This window comes from Kribbella sp. NPDC056345 (genome assembly GCF_042262745.1).
Taxonomy (GTDB): domain Bacteria; phylum Actinomycetota; class Actinomycetes; order Propionibacteriales; family Kribbellaceae; genus Kribbella.
In genome coordinates this window covers 736,530-752,004 of the sequence record NZ_JBHJQQ010000003.1, presented here as the reverse complement: position 1 = coordinate 752,004, position 15,475 = coordinate 736,530, and the positions used below count along the sequence as shown (strand labels likewise).

Below are 15,475 nucleotides of genomic sequence, written 5' to 3'. Positions count from 1 at the left end.
AACCCGAATGGCCCTAGTAGCCCAAGGTGAAGCGGCGGGCGCGGTGCTGGGGCCGCTCTGCCTCGTCAACGAGCGCTATGGCGAAGTCTTCCATCGAGATGGAGGAGGTACCGTCCGCAGCGATCACCAGCTCGTCGGTCCCCAGCCGATAGTTGCCTGTCCGAGGCCCTGGTTCAAGGAGGTCCGGGGGACTGACGTAGGTCCAGTCCACCTCGGTGGATGCTTTGATCAGCTCGAACTGTGCGTTGCAGGCGTCCGCGATCGGACGGTACTCAGCGGGGAATCCTGGCTGCTCGACCAGCGTCCGACCGGTGCCGGGGACGGTCAGACTGGCCGCACCGCCCACGACGATGAGACGCGGGCCGCCGGAGCGCAGTCCGTCCAGAAGGCCTTTGGCGGTATGGGCCAGCTCGTCTTCGTGACCGGCTCGCGGCCTGGTCGCACTGATGACCACGTCATGGCCCTGGGCCAGCTCTGCCACGGCGGCGGCGTCAGAGGCGTCGCCCTGTCGCGTGTGGACGGTGGATGGGAACGTGTGGGCGCTTGGTGCCGTGCGGCTCACGGCGGTCACCTCATGGCCGCGGTTGACGGCTTCGTGGATGACGCGGCTGCCGACTGCGCCAGTGGCACCGAAGACGAGGATGCGCATGGTCAGCACCTTCCAGTAGCGGGGACGAGGACCGGAGTGGCGGTCTGGACTGGGCGCTGGCGCCTGCGGAGTTGCCCGGCCACGAGAGCGACCAGAACGATCAGGCCGCCGGTGAGCTGGGCGGTGGAGAGACGCTGGTCGAGCACGAGCCAGCCGAGCAGTGTTGCGACCACTGGGCTGAGCAGACCGAGGAAGGTCGCGTCGGTCGGGCCCAGTGCGCGCAGTCCGCGGAACCACAGGGCGTAGGCCAGTGCGGAGCCGATGATGGTCAGGTAGGCGTACCCGCCGAGGTTTGCCAGGGTCAGGTGCGCCGGGGGCGCGCCCTCGACCAGGTAGGCGACCGGCAGCAGCACCAGCCCACCGGCCACGAGCTGCCAGCCTGTCGTCGCCAGCAGGGGAGCGGGGGACGTCCAGCGCTTGCTCAGTACGACGCCGAACGCCATCACGACCGCACCACCGAGAGCCGCGAGCACGCCCCACATGTCGAGCCGCGCGTCCGCCCGCAGCACCAGCAGGCTCACTCCGAAGACTCCGGCGATCGCAGCCAGCACCTTCCGCGTCGACAGCCGCTCCTTGAGCAGTCCGGTCGACAGCATCATCACGACGAGCGGCTGGATCGCACCGACCGTGGCGGCGACGCCCCCGGGCAGCCGGTAGGCGCCGACGAACAGCAGGGCGAAGAAGGCACCGATGTTCAGCGTGCCGAGCACGAGCGAGCGCCACCACCAGTCGCCCTTCGGCAGCGTCCGGGTGATCGCGATCAGCAGCAGACCGGCCGGCAACGCACGGATGACGGCGGCGAGCAGCGGACGGTTGGGCGGAAGCAGCTCCGTCGTGACCAGATACGTCGTACCCCACAGCACCGGCGTGATCGCCGTGACGAGGAGGAGAGCCAGTCGATTGTTTAGCACTAAGATAAAGTACCTCACCGCTAAGCTACTTTCAACCCCACGCCCACCGATCGCTCAGCGCTAAGGGACTGGATTAGGCTGGAGGTATGCCCGATCACGTCGACCTGATCCTCGAGCAGTGGGGTGAGCAGCGTCCGGACCTGGATGCCTCGCCGATGGCCGTGCTCGGCCGGCTCAAGCGACTGGCCCAGCTCGCCGACAACCAGCTCCGCGCGAACTTCGCCCGGCACGGTCTGGACTCGGCGTCGTTCGACGTGCTGGCGACATTGCGCCGGAGCAACTCCGAGCACCGCCTCACACCGGCCGGTCTGATGCGGTCGTCGATGGTCACGTCCGGGGCGATCACCCAGCGACTCGATCGGCTGGAGGCACGCGGTCTGGTGACCCGGACGCCCAGTGAGACCGATGGGCGCGGGGTGCACGTGACGCTCACCGCTAAGGGACTCCAGCTGATCGACGGAGTCCTGCCGGGGCATCTGCAGACCGAAGAAACTCTGCTTGCCGCCCTGTCCAAGACCGAGCGCGAGCAGTTGGCGGACACCCTGCGGACACTGCTCGAATCGCTCGGCGACAGAACGGACTGACCATGGCTGCGCGCAGAGACGACCCAGGTCGGGCCGTCTCGCTGCGCGCCAATCTCACTCGGCATCTCCTGGCCGAGGGTGCGATCCGGGACGAGCGGGTGGCAGCCGCATTCCGGGCGGTGCCGCGACATCTGTTCGTTCCACGGGTACCGCTCCGGATCGCGTACGCCGACGACGTGGTGCTGATGAAACGTGACGCTGGAGGCACAGTGATCAGCTCGGTCTCGCAGCCGAGCATCATCGCGGTCATGCTCGAACAGGCTGAGATCCGTTCTGGAGATCACGTTCTCGAGATCGGTTCCGGCGGCTACAACGCAGCTCTGCTCCGTGAGCTGACCGGCCCGGACGGCCAGGTGACCACGGTCGACATCGACCCCGAGGTGGTCGGCCGGGCTCGCGAAGGACTCCTGCGAGCCGGGTACGACGATGTCCACGTCATCCAGGCGGATGGCGAATTCGGTGCACCCGGCAACGCGCCGTACGACCGGATCGTCGTGACCGCGACCGCCTGGGACATCCCGCCGGCCTGGGTCGACCAACTGCGGCCCGGCGGGCGCATCGTCGTACCGCTGCAACTGGGGGCGCAGACGCGAGCCGTTGCATTCGAAGAAAGTAAAGGCCACCTGGAGAGTAGGTCGGCGGTCATGTGCGGCTTCGTCAACATGCAGGGCGCCGGAGCCCACCCGGAGGACGACGTGCCGGAGTTGGCCGCCTGGCTCGGTGCTGAGTTGTCAGTGCAGGCGCATCGGATCGGTGCCGAACTGCCGCCGGGCTTCCATCTGGTCCGGCGGCATCACGTCTTTACGGTGCGCCGGTTGGCCGGGGCGGGTTACTGACGGTCTGCCAGAGCTCGTCGATGTCGGTGCGGTCCTCCGGCTCCGGAGTGTCCACCCAACCGCTGGCCCAGGTGTCCTCGTCCGGGTCCAGGTTGAAGATCGACTCCGCGAATGCCGCCGAACCGATGTACCGCGACTCTTCCTCGACGGTGGCGGTCTCGGCCGATGTGGCATTGGTAGTCGTGGCGGGGGCGACCAGACTGCGCGCGTACTGCTGGGCTTCGAGCAGGCCCATGTCCCGCTCGTCCGACAGCAGCCGGACCGCGCCCACCTCGTTACCGGCCTGCATCAGCTCGCGGACCCGGTTGTCGAGGTTCGGCTTCGGTGTCGGCCCCCGCTGCTGGAACGACTGCTGCTGGTAGGACGGCTGCTGATACGAAGGCTGCCCGTGCGTCGGCAGCCAGGTCGCCGGCGGCTGATAGCTCGGCTGATAGGGGCCGGGTTGATAAGGACCGGGCTGGTACGGCGCCGGTTGGTACTGCTGCGGTGCGGCCGCCTGCCCCGGAGTCGTCCACTCACCGGGGTGCGCGTGCTGGCGCCCGGCCTGCATCAGCGCCTGCAGTGCCGCCCCGGCCTGCTGGCTGCCGGAGACCTGCCCCTGAACCGGCCCGGGCCCGCCCTGCGGCTGGGTGAACTGGCCCTGGAACTGGATCGGCTGGTTCCCGCCCTGCTGGGCCTGGATGCGCTCGATCAGCTTCTGCACCCGCGGACTGGGAGTGCCGTCCGTGCTCTGCCGATTCTTGGCCGCGCCCACGATCGCAAGGACGATCATGATCACGACGACGATCGCGAACTCCACGCCCGGCCTCCTGTGCTCAAGGACTTCCGTACCCAGCGTAAGTGCTGCGAGTGGCGCGAGTCGGAGGAAACGGCTGGTGACCGCTACAATCCGGTGTTACCGCTGATCGATTTCGAAGGGTATACCCGCGTGGCTTCGACGAACGACCTCAAGAACGGCATGGTGCTCAACCTGGATGGGCAGCTGTGGTCTGTCGTCTGGTTCCAGCACCACAAGCCCGGTAAGGGCGGTGCGGTCATGCGCACCAAGCTCAAGAACGTGCTGAGCGGCAAGGTCGTCGACAAGACCTTCAACGCCGACGTCAAGGTCGAGGTGGCCAACGTCGACAAGCGCGACATGACGTACCTGTACAACGACGGCGGCTCCTACGTCTTCATGGACAGCTCCACCTACGAGCAGGTGCACATCACCCCCGAGGTCGTCGGCGACGCCTCGCACTTCCTGCTGGAGAACCAGGACGCCATCGTGGCCGTCCACGAGGACCTCCCGCTGTACGTCGAGCTCCCGGCGTCGGTCGAGCTGACCGTCGAGTACACCGAGCCCGGCCTGCAGGGCGACCGCTCGACCGGTGGCACCAAGCCGGCCAAGCTGGAGACCGGCTACACGATCAACGTCCCGCTGTTCCTGACTACCGGCGAGAAGGTCAAGGTGGACACCCGGACCGGGGACTACCTCGGCCGCGTCACGTCCTGATCGGCGATGTCTGCCCGGAGCAAGGCCCGGAAACGGGCACTGGACGTGCTGTTCGAGTCCGAGGTCAGGGGGCTGCCGGTCGGCGGCACCCTGCCCGACCGGATCGAGGACAACGACCCCCCGGTGAACGAGTTCACCGTTGCCCTGGTCGAGGGCGTCGCCAAGAACATCGGCGCCATCGACGACCTGCTGTCGGCCCACTCGGTGGGCTGGACGCTGGACCGGATGCCGGCCGTCGACCGCAACATCCTGCGGATCGGCGCCTACGAGATGCTGTACGACGACCAGGTGCCGGACGTGGTCGCGGTGAGCGAGGCAGTGGCGATGGCACGGGACCTGTCGACCGACGAGTCCCCGGCGTTCGTGAACGGGCTGCTGGCCCGGCTGCTGCAGCTCAAGCCGACATTGGGTCTCTGACCCCGGCGAGCATTCTGCGGTACGGAACGAGGGGGGCGAGCCCTCTGGCACTCCTTCTCGGTGGCCCGGTGACCGTCTCGGTACGGTCCCGGGCCGGCGCTTGCGTCCCCGTGATGGTGGCGCGGGGGGAACGGCCCCGGCCTCGGTCGGCAGGTGAGGTGGAGATCCTGCCGATTGGGTACTGCGGTGGTTCCGGTTACGTCATTCGAGCGGAGCGGGCGGCCGCGGGCAAGCTGCTACGAGCCCCGACCGACACTACGCCGCTCAGGCGCCGGCAGCCTCGGCTGCGTCTTCGACGTCACCCTTCGCCTCGGGGTTCAGGACTCCCCAGGAGATGAAGCGCTCGGTCAGAGTCGTCGGCGACTCGTCGTAGATGACCGCCAGGGTGCGCATGTCGTCCTGACGGATCGACAGCACCTTGCCGTTGTAGTCACCCCGCTGTGCCTGGATGGTTGCCGCGTAACGGGTCAGCGGACCCGCCTCCCCGGCGTCCAGGTGGTGCAGGGCCTCCAGGTCGAGGATCAACCGGGGCGGAGCCGCCGCGGCAGCTGCCGCCTTGGCCGAACCCGGAAGCAGTTCGCCGACCGGAACGCCGTAGAAATCGGCGAGCTCGGCAAGCTTCTGGACGGTGACAGCGCGGTCGCCACGCTCGTATGAGCCGACCACTACCGCCTTCCAGCGACCCTTGGACTTCTCTTCCACGCCGTGCAGCGACAGCCCTTGCTGCTGGCGGATGGCGCGTAGCTTGCCACCCAGTGTCTTCGCGTATTCGCTCGGCACTCTGGTTCTTCCCTCCGACTAGTTTCTTATGGTCCGGACCGCCGGAACGGAACCCGGATGGTGAAACCCCCCTCGGTTACACAGAGTAACAATATTCCGGGCCAGAGGCCAGAGTCAAGACGGCGTGTCACATCCGATACCATGTCAAGCGGTCCGAACGTCCTTTAAAGACCTGTCCCGAGAGGCAGGAAAGGAGGAACGGTAGCGATGAGCCCTGCCCCGGTACCCGTACCGCGCACAGTGCTGGATGCTTCCGACATTTCCCGGGCACTGACCCGGATCGCGCACGAGATCCTCGAGCGCAACCGGGGTGCCGACCCCGTCGTACTCCTCGGCATCCCCACCCGCGGGGTGGGACTGGCCGCCCGCATCTCCGAGCGGATCGCGGCCGTCGAAGGGCAGAGTGTGCCCACAGGGTCACTCGATGTGACGATGTACCGCGACGACATCGGCCTCAAGCCGGCACGTGCGCTAGAACACACCGACATTCCACCTGGTGGTATCGACGGCAAGGTCGTGGTCCTGGTCGACGACGTGCTGTTCTCCGGCCGCACCATCCGCGCCGCGCTCGACGCGATCGGCGATATCGGCCGGCCGAAGGCGGTCCAGCTGGCGGTCCTGGTAGATCGCGGCCACCGCGAGCTGCCGATCCGCGCCGACTACGTCGGCAAGAACCTGCCCACCTCACTGGTCGAGCGGGTCACCGTGCACCTGACCGAGTACGACGGCACCGACGCCGTACTGATCGCCGACAAGACGGGAGCGGCGGTCTGATGCGCCATCTACTGAGTGCCGGGGACCTGAGCCAGGACGAGGCGAACCTGATCCTGGACACCGCCGAGGAGATGCGCTCGCTGGCGGACCGGCCGATCAAGAAGCTGCCGGCCCTGCGCGGCCGGACCGTGGTGAACCTCTTCTTCGAGGACTCCACCCGGACCCGGATCTCGTTCGAGGCGGCGGCCAAGCGGCTGTCGGCCGATGTGATCAACTTCTCCGCCAAGGGCTCGAGTGTGAGCAAGGGCGAGAGCCTGAAGGACACCGCGCTGACCCTGCAGGCGATGGGCGCCGACGGCGTCGTCTGCCGGCACGGCTCCTCCGGGGCGCCGCATCTGCTGGCCACCTCCGGCTGGATGACCGGCGCGGTCGTGAACGCCGGTGACGGCACCCACGAGCACCCGACGCAGGCGCTGCTGGACGCCTTCACCATGCGCCGCCACCTCGGCTCGCTGGACGGCCGCCGGATCACGATCGTCGGCGACGTCCTGCACTCCCGGGTCGCGCGCTCCAACGTGTTGCTGCTGGCAACACTCGGCGCCGAGGTCACGGTGGTCGCTCCGCCGACGCTGCTGCCGGTCGACATGTCGCGCTGGCCCTGTACGACGTCGTACGACTTCGACTCGGTCCTGGCCAAGAGCGACGCGGTGATGATGCTGCGGGTCCAGCGGGAGCGGATGGGGGAGGCGTACTTCCCGAGTGCGCGGGAGTACACCCGGCGCTACGGCCTGGACGTGCACCGGATGGCGCAGCTGTCCGACGAGGCGATCGTGCTGCACCCCGGCCCGATGAACCGCGGGATGGAGATCAGCGCCGAGGTCGCCGACTCGACCCGCTCGGTGATCGTCGAACAGGTCACCAACGGCGTGGCCATCCGGATGGCCGTCCTTTATCTGCTGTTGTCAGGTAGCAACGAATCTTCAGAGGAGCAGAACGCATGACCGCATATCTGATCACCGGCGCCAAGATCGTGGGCGGTGAGGTGGCGGATCTGCTGATCGACAACGGCGAGATCGTTGCTGTTGGCACCGGCCTGGATGCACCGGCCGATGCGGAGACGATCGACGCCAGCGGACTGATCGCGCTGCCTGGGCTGGTCGACCTACACACGCACCTGCGGGAGCCCGGTCGCGAGGACGCGGAGACCGTGCTCACCGGCACGCGCGCGGCGGCGCTGGGTGGGTTCACCGCGGTGTTCGCGATGGCCAACACCGACCCGGTCGCCGACACCGCCGGTGTCGTCGAGCAGGTCTGGCGGCTCGGCCGCGAAGCCGGGTACGCCGATGTCTTCCCGATCGGCGCGGTTACGGTCGGACGCCAGGGCACGCAGCTCGCCGAGCTCGGCGCCATGGCGGACTCGGCGGCCCGGGTCCGGGTCTTCTCCGACGACGGCGACTGCGTCTGGGATGCGGCGCTGATGCGTCGTGCACTGGAATATGTGAAGGCCTTTGGCGGCACGATCGCTCAGCACGCGCAGGAGCCACGCCTGACCAAGGGCGCGCAGATGAACGAAGGTGCGCTGTCCGGTGTGCTCGGACTGACCGGCTGGCCGAGTGTTGCCGAAGAGGCGATCATCGCCCGCGACATCCTGCTCAACCACCACGTCGGTTCCAAGCTGCACATCTGCCATCTGTCCACCAAGGGCTCGGTCGACATCGTCCGGGCCGCGAAGAGGCGCGGGCTGGAGGTGACCGCCGAGGTCACCCCGCACCACCTGCTGCTGACCGAGGACCTGGCCAGCACCTACAACCCGGTCTTCAAGGTGAACCCGCCGCTGCGGACCAAGGAGGATGTCGAGGCGGTCCGCGAGGGCCTGGCCGACGGCACCATCGACATCGTCGCCACCGACCACGCACCGCACCCGGTCGAGGACAAGGACTGCGAGTGGAGCGCGGCCGCGTTCGGCATGCTCGGCCTGGAGACCGCGCTCTCGGTGGTCCAGCACGCGATGGTCGACACCAAGCTGCTGACCTGGGCCGAGGTCGCCGACCGGATGAGCTACCGCCCGGCCGCGATCGGCCAGATCAGCGACCACGGCCGGCCGCTGGAGGCCGGTGCCCCGGCGAACGTCGTACTGGTCGATCCGGCCGCGCAGCGCGTGATCAAGTCGGCCGAGTCCGCGTCGCTGTCGCGGAACACGCCGTTCGACGGGATGACGCTGCCGGGCAAGGTGGTCGCGACGTTCCTCCGCGGCGAGCCGACCGTTCTGAACGGGCAAGCCAAGTGAAGGCTTTCCTGGGCATCGCCGGCACGCTCGTGGTGATCGCCGCGGCGTACTTCGGCATGTACCGGGGCTGGCGGAACCGCCAGGCCCGGCAGTCCGAGCTGGCACCGCTGCCCGAGGTGCCGGCCGACAAGACCCGCGGCGTGGAAGGCGTGTACGTCGCCACCACGTCGGCCGGCGACTGGATGGACCGGATCGCCGTGCACGAACTGGGCGTCCGCAGTACCGCGGACCTGGCCGTCATCGAGGCCGGCCTGATCTTCCACCGGCAGGGCGCGGCGGATGTCTTCATCCCCGCGGACCACCTGACCGCCGTCCGGACCGACCGCGGGATCGCCGGCAAGGTGACCGCGGAGAAGTCCGGCCTGGTGGTGGTCACCTGGAGCCACGACGGGCGGGAGCTGGACACCGGCTTCCGGCCCCGCCGCAAGGCCGACACGGAACCCCTGACCGCGTCCATCGCGACTTTGATCGGAGCCGACGCACAATGAGCCAGCCCGCATTGCTCGTCCTGGAAGACGGCCGGTCGTTCGCCGGTACGTCGTACGGGGCCACTGGCGAGACCTTCGGCGAGGCGGTGTTCACCACCGGGATGACCGGCTACCAGGAGACGCTGACCGACCCGTCCTACCACCGTCAGATCGTCACCCAGACCGCGCCGCACATCGGCAACACCGGGGTGAACGACGAGGACGACGAGTCGAACAGGATCTGGGTCGCCGGGTACGTCGTCCGCGACCCTGCCCGCGTCCCCTCGAACTGGCGCGCCACCCGCTCGCTCGACGACCAGCTGAAGTCGCAGGGCATCGTCGGGATCTCGGGGATCGACACCCGCGCCCTGACCCGGCACCTGCGCGAACGCGGCGCGATGCGGGCCGGGATCTCCACCTCGGTCCTCGACCCGGCCGAACTGCTGGCGAAGGTACTCGAGCAGCCGGCGATGGCCGGCTCCGATCTGGCCTCGCAGGTCACGACCGTGGACCCGTACGTCGTGCCGGCCGAGGGGGAGAAGCGGTTCACCGTGGTCGCCCTCGACCTCGGGATCAAGGCGATGACGCCGATGCGGATGGCCGAGCGCGGTATCGAGGTGCACGTGCTGCCGGCCACCGCGACGCTCGAAGAGGTGCTGGCGGTGAACCCGGACGGCATCTTCATGAGCAACGGGCCGGGCGACCCGGAGACCACCGAGCACCCGACGACGCTGCTGAAGGAACTGCTGCAGCGCGGCAAGCCGTACTTCGGGATCTGCTTCGGCAACCAGGTGTTCGGGCGGGCGCTCGGGCTGGGGACCTTCAAGCTCAAGTACGGGCACCGGGGCATCAACCAGCCGGTGCTCGACCGGGCGACCGGGAAGGTCGAGATCACGGCGCAGAACCACGGGTTCGCCGTTGACGCACCGCTCGAGGGGACGATCGAGACGCCGTACGGGACGGCTGAGGTGTCGCACGTCTCGCTGAACGACAACGTCGTCGAAGGACTCAAGCTGACCGGTCACGACGGCCGCGTCCTTGCGTTCTCTGTGCAGTACCACCCCGAAGCCGCAGCAGGGCCGCACGATTCGGCGTACCTGTTCGATCGCTTCGTCGAGCTGATGGAGGGGCGGGCCTGATGCCACGTCGTACAGATATCGAGTCGGTGCTCGTCATCGGCTCAGGCCCGATCGTGATCGGTCAGGCCTGTGAGTTCGACTACTCCGGTACGCAGGCCTGCCGGGTGCTGCGCGAGGAGGGCTTCCGGGTCATCCTGGTGAACTCCAACCCGGCCACGATCATGACGGACCCGGAGTTCGCCGACGCGACCTACATCGAGCCGATCACCCCGGAGTACGTCGAGAAGGTGATCGAGAAGGAGCGCCCGAACGCGCTGCTCGCGACCCTCGGCGGCCAGACCGCGCTGAACGCGGCGATCGCGCTGCACGACAGCGGCGTACTGGAGAAGTACGGCGTGGAGCTGATCGGCGCTTCGGTCGACGCGATCCAGCGCGGTGAGAACCGGGAGTCGTTCAAGCAGATCGTCGAGAAGCTCGGCGCGGAGACCGCTCGCTCGGTCATCTGCCACACCATCGACGACGTTCTCGGTGCGGCTGAACAGCTTGGCTACCCGCTGGTGGTGCGGCCGTCGTTCACGATGGGCGGCGTCGGCTCCGGGATGGCGTACGACGAGGCCGACCTGACCCGGATCGCCGGGGCCGGTCTGCACGCTTCGCCGACCACCGAGGTGCTGATCGAGGAGTCGATCCTCGGGTGGAAGGAGTACGAGCTGGAGGTGATGCGCGACAAGGCCGACAACGTCGTGATCATCTGCTCGATCGAGAACGTCGACCCGATGGGTGTGCACACCGGCGACTCGGTGACGGTCGCGCCGGCGATGACGCTGACCGACCGCGAGTACCAGGTGATGCGGGACCTGTCGATCGGCATCATCCGCGAGGTCGGCGTCGACACCGGCGGCTGCAACATCCAGTTCGCGGTGAACCCGGTCGACGGCCGGCTGATCGTGATCGAGATGAACCCGCGGGTGTCCCGCTCGTCCGCGCTGGCCTCGAAGGCGACCGGCTTCCCGATCGCGAAGATCGCGGCGAAGGTGGCCATCGGCTACACCCTCGACGAGATCCCGAACGACATCACCCAGCAGACCCCGGCCAGCTTCGAGCCGGTGCTGGACTACGTGGTGGTGAAGGTGCCGCGGTTCGCGTTCGAGAAGTTCCCGGCCGCGGACGCCACGCTGACCACGCACATGAAGAGCGTCGGTGAGGCGATGGCGATCGGCCGCAACTACACCGAGGCGCTGCAGAAGGCGCTGCGGTCGCTGGAGAAGCCGGAGGCCCGGTTCTCCTGGGCCGGCGATCCCTCCACCGACCTGGAGTCGTTGCTGGAGGCAATCAAGACGCCGCAGGACGGCCGGCTGCGGATCATCATGGACGCGATCCGGGCCGGTGCGACACCGGAGCAGATCTTCGAGAACACTCGCATTGATCCCTGGTTCGTCGATCAGATGTACCTGATCCACGAGACCGCTCTCCAGGTTGCCGCGGCGCCGCGGCTGACGCCCGAGATTCTCCGGTTGGCCAAGCGGCACGGGTTCTCGGATCTGCAGCTGGCCGAGATCCGCTCGCTGACCGAGGACGTGGTGCGCGGAGTTCGCCAGGCGCTCGGGATCCGGCCGGTCTACAAGACGGTCGACACGTGTGCCGCCGAGTTCGCGGCCACGACGCCGTACCACTACTCGTCGTACGACGAGGAGAGTGAGGTCGCGACCCGCACCGAGCCCGCCGTACTGATCCTCGGCTCGGGGCCGAACCGGATCGGGCAGGGCATCGAGTTCGACTACTCGTGTGTGCACGCGTCGATGGCACTGCGCGACGCCGGCTACTGCACGATCATGGTCAACTGCAACCCGGAGACGGTCTCGACCGACTACGACACCTCCGACCGGCTCTACTTCGAGCCGCTGACCTGCGAGGACGTGCTCGAGATCGTGTACGCCGAGATGCAGGCCGGCCCGGTGGCCGGAGTGATCGTGCAGCTCGGTGGCCAGACCCCGCTCGGGCTGGCCCAGCGGCTCGCGGATGCCGGCGTACCGATCGTCGGTACGTCGCCGGCCGCGATCCACCTGGCCGAGGAGCGGGGTGCGTTCGGCAAGGTGCTCGCGGATGCGGGGTTGCCGGCGCCGAAGCACGGTACGGCGCTGTCGCCGGCGGAGGCGCATGGGGTGGCCGAGGAGATCGGGTTCCCGGTGCTGGTCCGGCCGTCGTACGTGCTCGGTGGGCGCGGGATGGAGATCGTCTACAGCGCCGACGAGCTTTCGGCCGCGCTGGAGCGGTTGGGCGGTGGCGAGGCGTTCGAGCACCCGGTGCTGATCGACCGCTTCCTCGATGACGCGGTCGAGATCGACGTGGACGGGCTCTTCGACGGGAACGAATTGTTCCTGGGCGGCGTGATGGAGCACATCGAGGAGGCCGGGGTGCACTCGGGCGACTCGTCCTGCGCGCTGCCGCCGATCACGCTTGGGAACGCCGATATCGAGAAGATCCGGCGGTCGACCGAGGCGATCGCGCGCGGCGTCGGCGTACAGGGTCTGCTGAACGTGCAGTACGCGCTGGCTGGGGATGTCCTCTACGTGCTCGAGGCGAACCCGCGGGCGTCGCGGACGGTGCCGTTCGTGTCGAAGGCGACGGCCACCCCGCTCGCGAAGGCGGCGGCCCGGGTGATGCTCGGTTCTTCGATTGCCGAGTTGCGGGCCGAAGGTCTGCTGCCGGCTACCGGCGACGGGGGCACGCTGCCGCCGAACGCGCCGATCGCGGTGAAGGAAGCCGTGATGCCGTTCAACCGGTTCCGGACCATCGACGGCCGGTCGGTGGACACGGTGCTCGGGCCGGAGATGCGTTCGACCGGTGAGGTGATGGGCTTCGACGACACCTTCGGGATCGCGTTCGCGAAGTCCCAGGCCGGGGCGTCGCAGCCGCTGCCGGGATCCGGCAAGGTGTTCGTGTCGGTGGCGAACCGGGACAAGCGGCACATGATCTTCCCGGTCAAGCGGCTGGCCGATCTGGGCTTCCAGATCTACGCGACCGAAGGTACGGCGGACGTGCTGCGCCGCAACGGGGTCGAGGCGGTGACCGTTCGCAAGAGCAGCCAGGGCCCGGGCCCGAACGGTGAGCCGACGATCGTGCAGATGGTCCAGGACGGCGAGCTCAACCTGATCGTCAACACGCCGATCGGGATCACACAGGGCGGTTCGCCGCGCCTGGACGGGTACGAGATCCGGTCTGCGGCGGTGGCCCGGAATATTCCGTGCATCACGACCGTGCAGGGGCTGGCGGCCGCCGTACAGGGGATCGAGGCGCAGCAGAGCGGCGGGATCGGCGTGCGATCTCTGCAGGACTGGGTGCCGAGGATCCTCGGTGTATAGGCGAATTGTCCGGCCGGTCCTGTACCGGCTGGGCAAGGGTGACGCCGAGATCGCGCACGAGCAGACGCTGCACGGGTTGCGTCGGCTCGGGCGCGTTCCCGGCGCGGTGAGCGCTCTCTCACGGTCGTTCGGGGCGATCCCGGCGGGGGCGGCGCGGACGGTCTTCGGGATCCGTTTCCCGGGACCGGTCGGGCTGGCCGCGGGGATGGACAAGAACGGGGTCGCGCTGCCGGCCTGGCGGGCGCTCGGGTTCGGGTTCGTCGAGGTCGGCACGGTGACCGCTCAGCCGCAGCCCGGGAACGAGAAGCCGCGGTTGTTCCGGCTCGTCGAGCACGAGGCGGTGATCAACCGGATGGGGTTCAACAACCTCGGCTCGGCGGCGCTGGCCGAGCGGCTGGAGGCCTACGGGCCGCTCGGGTATCCGCTCGGCGTCTCGATCGGCAAGTCGAAGGTGACACCGCTGGACAAGGCCGTCGACGACTACGTGATCTCGCTGCGCCGGCTCTACCGGTACGGCGACTACTTCGCCGTCAACGTGTCATCGCCGAACACCCCGGGTCTGCGCTCCCTCCAGGACGCGGGTCAGCTGCGCGAACTCCTGACAGCCCTGCACGCGGAAGCGGAGACGCTCGGCAAGGCGGGCGCCGCCGGCCAGGGCGATATGGCTCGGCGCGCCAAGCCCATCCTCGTGAAGATCGCGCCCGACCTGACCCCGTCGGCGATCGACGAGCTGCTCGGCGTCTGCACGGACGTCGGCGTCGCGGGGATCATCGCCACCAACACGACCATCGGTCGACCGGGTGTCGAGTCACACCCGCTGGCTTCGGAGGCCGGTGGGTTGTCCGGCCGGCCGTTGACCGAGCTCGCGGCCAAGACGGTCGCGCACATTCACGCGGAGACCGGGGGAGCGCTGCCCGTGATCGGGGTCGGCGGGATCCTCGACCCGGACGACGCCGTACGGCTGCTGGACGCCGGAGCGAGCCTGGTGCAGGTGTACTCCGGCCTGATCTATCGCGGGCCCGGTTTGATCCGGCGTATCAACAGGAGGCTGTCATGAGTAACGAACCCTTCGGTACCCGGCTCCGGGCTGTCATGGATGCGCGCGGTCCTTTGTGTGTCGGCATCGACCCGCACCAGCACCTCCTGGACCAGTGGGGCCTGCCGGACACCGCGGAGGGCCTGGCGTCCTTCACGTACGGCGTGATCGACGCGCTGGCCGAGCGGGTCGGCGTGTTCAAGCCGCAGTCGGCGTTCTTCGAGCGATTCGGCTCGGCGGGGATCGCCGTACTGGAACAGGCCACGATCCGGCTGCGGGAGGCCGGCGCGCTGGTGATCATCGACGCGAAGCGCGGTGACATCGGTACGACGATGGCCGGCTACGCGTCGGCGTACCTGGCCGAGAAGGGGCCGCTGGCGTGTGACGCGCTGACGGTCAGCCCGTATCTCGGGTTCGGTTCGCTGCAACCGGCGATCGACGAGGCACGGGCCGCGGGGGCCGGGCTGTTCGTGCTGGCGCTCACCTCGAACCCGGAGGGCCCGCAGTTCCAGTCCGCGCGGACCACCGACGGTCCGACGGTCGCCGGTGCAGTGCTCGACGGCCTGCGTTCGTTGAATGCGGACGCCGAGGATCTCGGCTCGTTCGGCGCGGTGGTCGGTGCGACGATCTCCTCCACCGACGAGAACCTGGACATCCGTGGGCCGTTGCTGGCCCCGGGCCTGGGTGCGCAAGGTGGAACGGCCGACAGCCTGCGCGCGGTCTTCGGTTCCGCGGTCCGCAACGTCGTACCGGCGAGCTCGCGCGAGATCCTCGGTGCCGGGCCGGACGCAGCCGGTCTGCAGGCGGCGGCCGATCGGGCGAACGACGCGTACCGAACGGTCCTCGGCTACTGACAAAGGA

General features: G+C 68.5%; 16 protein-coding genes. 12 read left to right on the top strand and 4 right to left on the bottom strand.

Annotated features, from left to right (window positions below; all coding sequences use genetic code 11):
- Nucleotides 1–13: 13 nt before the first annotated feature.
- Both ACFCV3_RS14255 and ACFCV3_RS14250 read right to left on the bottom strand, forming a co-directional pair.
- The gene (locus ACFCV3_RS14255) at nucleotides 14–649 is read right to left on the bottom strand and encodes an NAD(P)-dependent oxidoreductase (RefSeq protein ID WP_376030167.1); all 636 of its coding nucleotides are present in this window, start codon (nucleotides 647–649) and stop codon (nucleotides 14–16) included.
- Between the two features lie 2 nt (nucleotides 650–651).
- Nucleotides 652–1,560, bottom strand: a complete 909-nt coding sequence (locus ACFCV3_RS14250) for an EamA family transporter (protein WP_376030165.1) — start codon at nucleotides 1,558–1,560, stop codon at nucleotides 652–654.
- An 86-nt stretch (nucleotides 1,561–1,646) separates the two neighbouring features.
- Here ACFCV3_RS14250 and ACFCV3_RS14245 point away from each other — a divergent pair, with 86 nt between their 5' ends.
- Together ACFCV3_RS14245 and fxlM are read left to right on the top strand one after the other, a co-directional pair.
- Nucleotides 1,647–2,144, top strand: a complete 498-nt coding sequence (locus ACFCV3_RS14245; protein WP_376030164.1) for a MarR family winged helix-turn-helix transcriptional regulator — start codon at nucleotides 1,647–1,649, stop codon at nucleotides 2,142–2,144.
- Nucleotides 2,145–2,146: 2 nt separating this feature from the next.
- Nucleotides 2,147–2,980 (top strand): methyltransferase, FxLD system, encoded by an 834-nt coding sequence (fxlM, locus tag ACFCV3_RS14240; protein ID WP_376030162.1) that lies wholly within the window; start codon nucleotides 2,147–2,149, stop codon nucleotides 2,978–2,980.
- On the opposite strand, the gene ACFCV3_RS14235 is transcribed toward fxlM, so the two are convergent.
- Complete coding sequence (locus ACFCV3_RS14235; RefSeq protein ID WP_376030161.1) at nucleotides 2,946–3,779, bottom strand: hypothetical protein; 834 nt, start codon at nucleotides 3,777–3,779, stop codon at nucleotides 2,946–2,948. The two genes, fxlM and ACFCV3_RS14235, sit on opposite strands and share 35 nt — an antisense overlap.
- A 129-nt stretch (nucleotides 3,780–3,908) precedes the next feature.
- Between ACFCV3_RS14235 and efp the strand changes: the two genes are divergently transcribed.
- Together efp and nusB are read left to right on the top strand one after the other, a co-directional pair.
- Nucleotides 3,909–4,472 (top strand): elongation factor P, encoded by a 564-nt coding sequence (efp, locus tag ACFCV3_RS14230; protein WP_344146243.1) that lies wholly within the window; start codon nucleotides 3,909–3,911, stop codon nucleotides 4,470–4,472.
- Between the two features lie 6 nt (nucleotides 4,473–4,478).
- Entirely contained in the window at nucleotides 4,479–4,889 is a 411-nt protein-coding gene (nusB, locus tag ACFCV3_RS14225; protein ID WP_376030158.1) for a transcription antitermination factor NusB, read from the top strand.
- A gap of 264 nt (nucleotides 4,890–5,153) precedes the next feature.
- Here nusB and ACFCV3_RS14220 read toward each other — a convergent pair whose 3' ends face one another.
- Nucleotides 5,154–5,669: a transcriptional regulator gene (locus ACFCV3_RS14220; RefSeq protein WP_132412303.1), complete on the bottom strand. Its 516-nt coding sequence runs from the start codon at nucleotides 5,667–5,669 to the stop codon at nucleotides 5,154–5,156.
- Between the two features lie 207 nt (nucleotides 5,670–5,876).
- On the opposite strand from ACFCV3_RS14220, the gene pyrR reads away from it, so the two are divergent.
- From pyrR to pyrF, 8 genes are read left to right on the top strand one after another with little or no spacing between them, the layout of a single operon-like run.
- Complete coding sequence (gene pyrR / locus ACFCV3_RS14215) at nucleotides 5,877–6,443, top strand: bifunctional pyr operon transcriptional regulator/uracil phosphoribosyltransferase PyrR (protein ID WP_132412306.1); 567 nt, start codon at nucleotides 5,877–5,879, stop codon at nucleotides 6,441–6,443.
- Nucleotides 6,443–7,384, top strand: coding sequence for an aspartate carbamoyltransferase catalytic subunit (locus ACFCV3_RS14210; protein WP_202875140.1), 942 nt, complete (start codon nucleotides 6,443–6,445; stop codon nucleotides 7,382–7,384). Before pyrR ends, ACFCV3_RS14210 begins: the two co-directional genes overlap by 1 nt.
- Nucleotides 7,381–8,670 (top strand): dihydroorotase, encoded by a 1,290-nt coding sequence (locus tag ACFCV3_RS14205; RefSeq protein WP_376030156.1) that lies wholly within the window; start codon nucleotides 7,381–7,383, stop codon nucleotides 8,668–8,670. The genes ACFCV3_RS14210 and ACFCV3_RS14205 overlap by 4 nt, the downstream gene beginning before the upstream one ends.
- Entirely contained in the window at nucleotides 8,667–9,158 is a 492-nt protein-coding gene (locus ACFCV3_RS14200; protein ID WP_132412312.1) for a hypothetical protein, read from the top strand. The genes ACFCV3_RS14205 and ACFCV3_RS14200 overlap by 4 nt, the downstream gene beginning before the upstream one ends.
- A complete protein-coding gene (gene carA, locus ACFCV3_RS14195) occupies nucleotides 9,155–10,276 on the top strand; it encodes a glutamine-hydrolyzing carbamoyl-phosphate synthase small subunit (RefSeq protein ID WP_376030154.1) in 1,122 nt (373 codons plus the stop codon). Before ACFCV3_RS14200 ends, carA begins: the two co-directional genes overlap by 4 nt.
- Nucleotides 10,276–13,578 (top strand): carbamoyl-phosphate synthase large subunit, encoded by a 3,303-nt coding sequence (gene carB / locus ACFCV3_RS14190; RefSeq protein WP_376030152.1) that lies wholly within the window; start codon nucleotides 10,276–10,278, stop codon nucleotides 13,576–13,578. The genes carA and carB overlap by 1 nt, the downstream gene beginning before the upstream one ends.
- Entirely contained in the window at nucleotides 13,571–14,635 is a 1,065-nt protein-coding gene (locus ACFCV3_RS14185) for a quinone-dependent dihydroorotate dehydrogenase (protein WP_376030150.1), read from the top strand. The genes carB and ACFCV3_RS14185 overlap by 8 nt, the downstream gene beginning before the upstream one ends.
- The gene (gene pyrF, locus ACFCV3_RS14180; RefSeq protein WP_376030148.1) at nucleotides 14,632–15,468 is read left to right on the top strand and encodes an orotidine-5'-phosphate decarboxylase; all 837 of its coding nucleotides are present in this window, start codon (nucleotides 14,632–14,634) and stop codon (nucleotides 15,466–15,468) included. Before ACFCV3_RS14185 ends, pyrF begins: the two co-directional genes overlap by 4 nt.
- Nucleotides 15,469–15,475 lie beyond the last annotated feature (7 nt).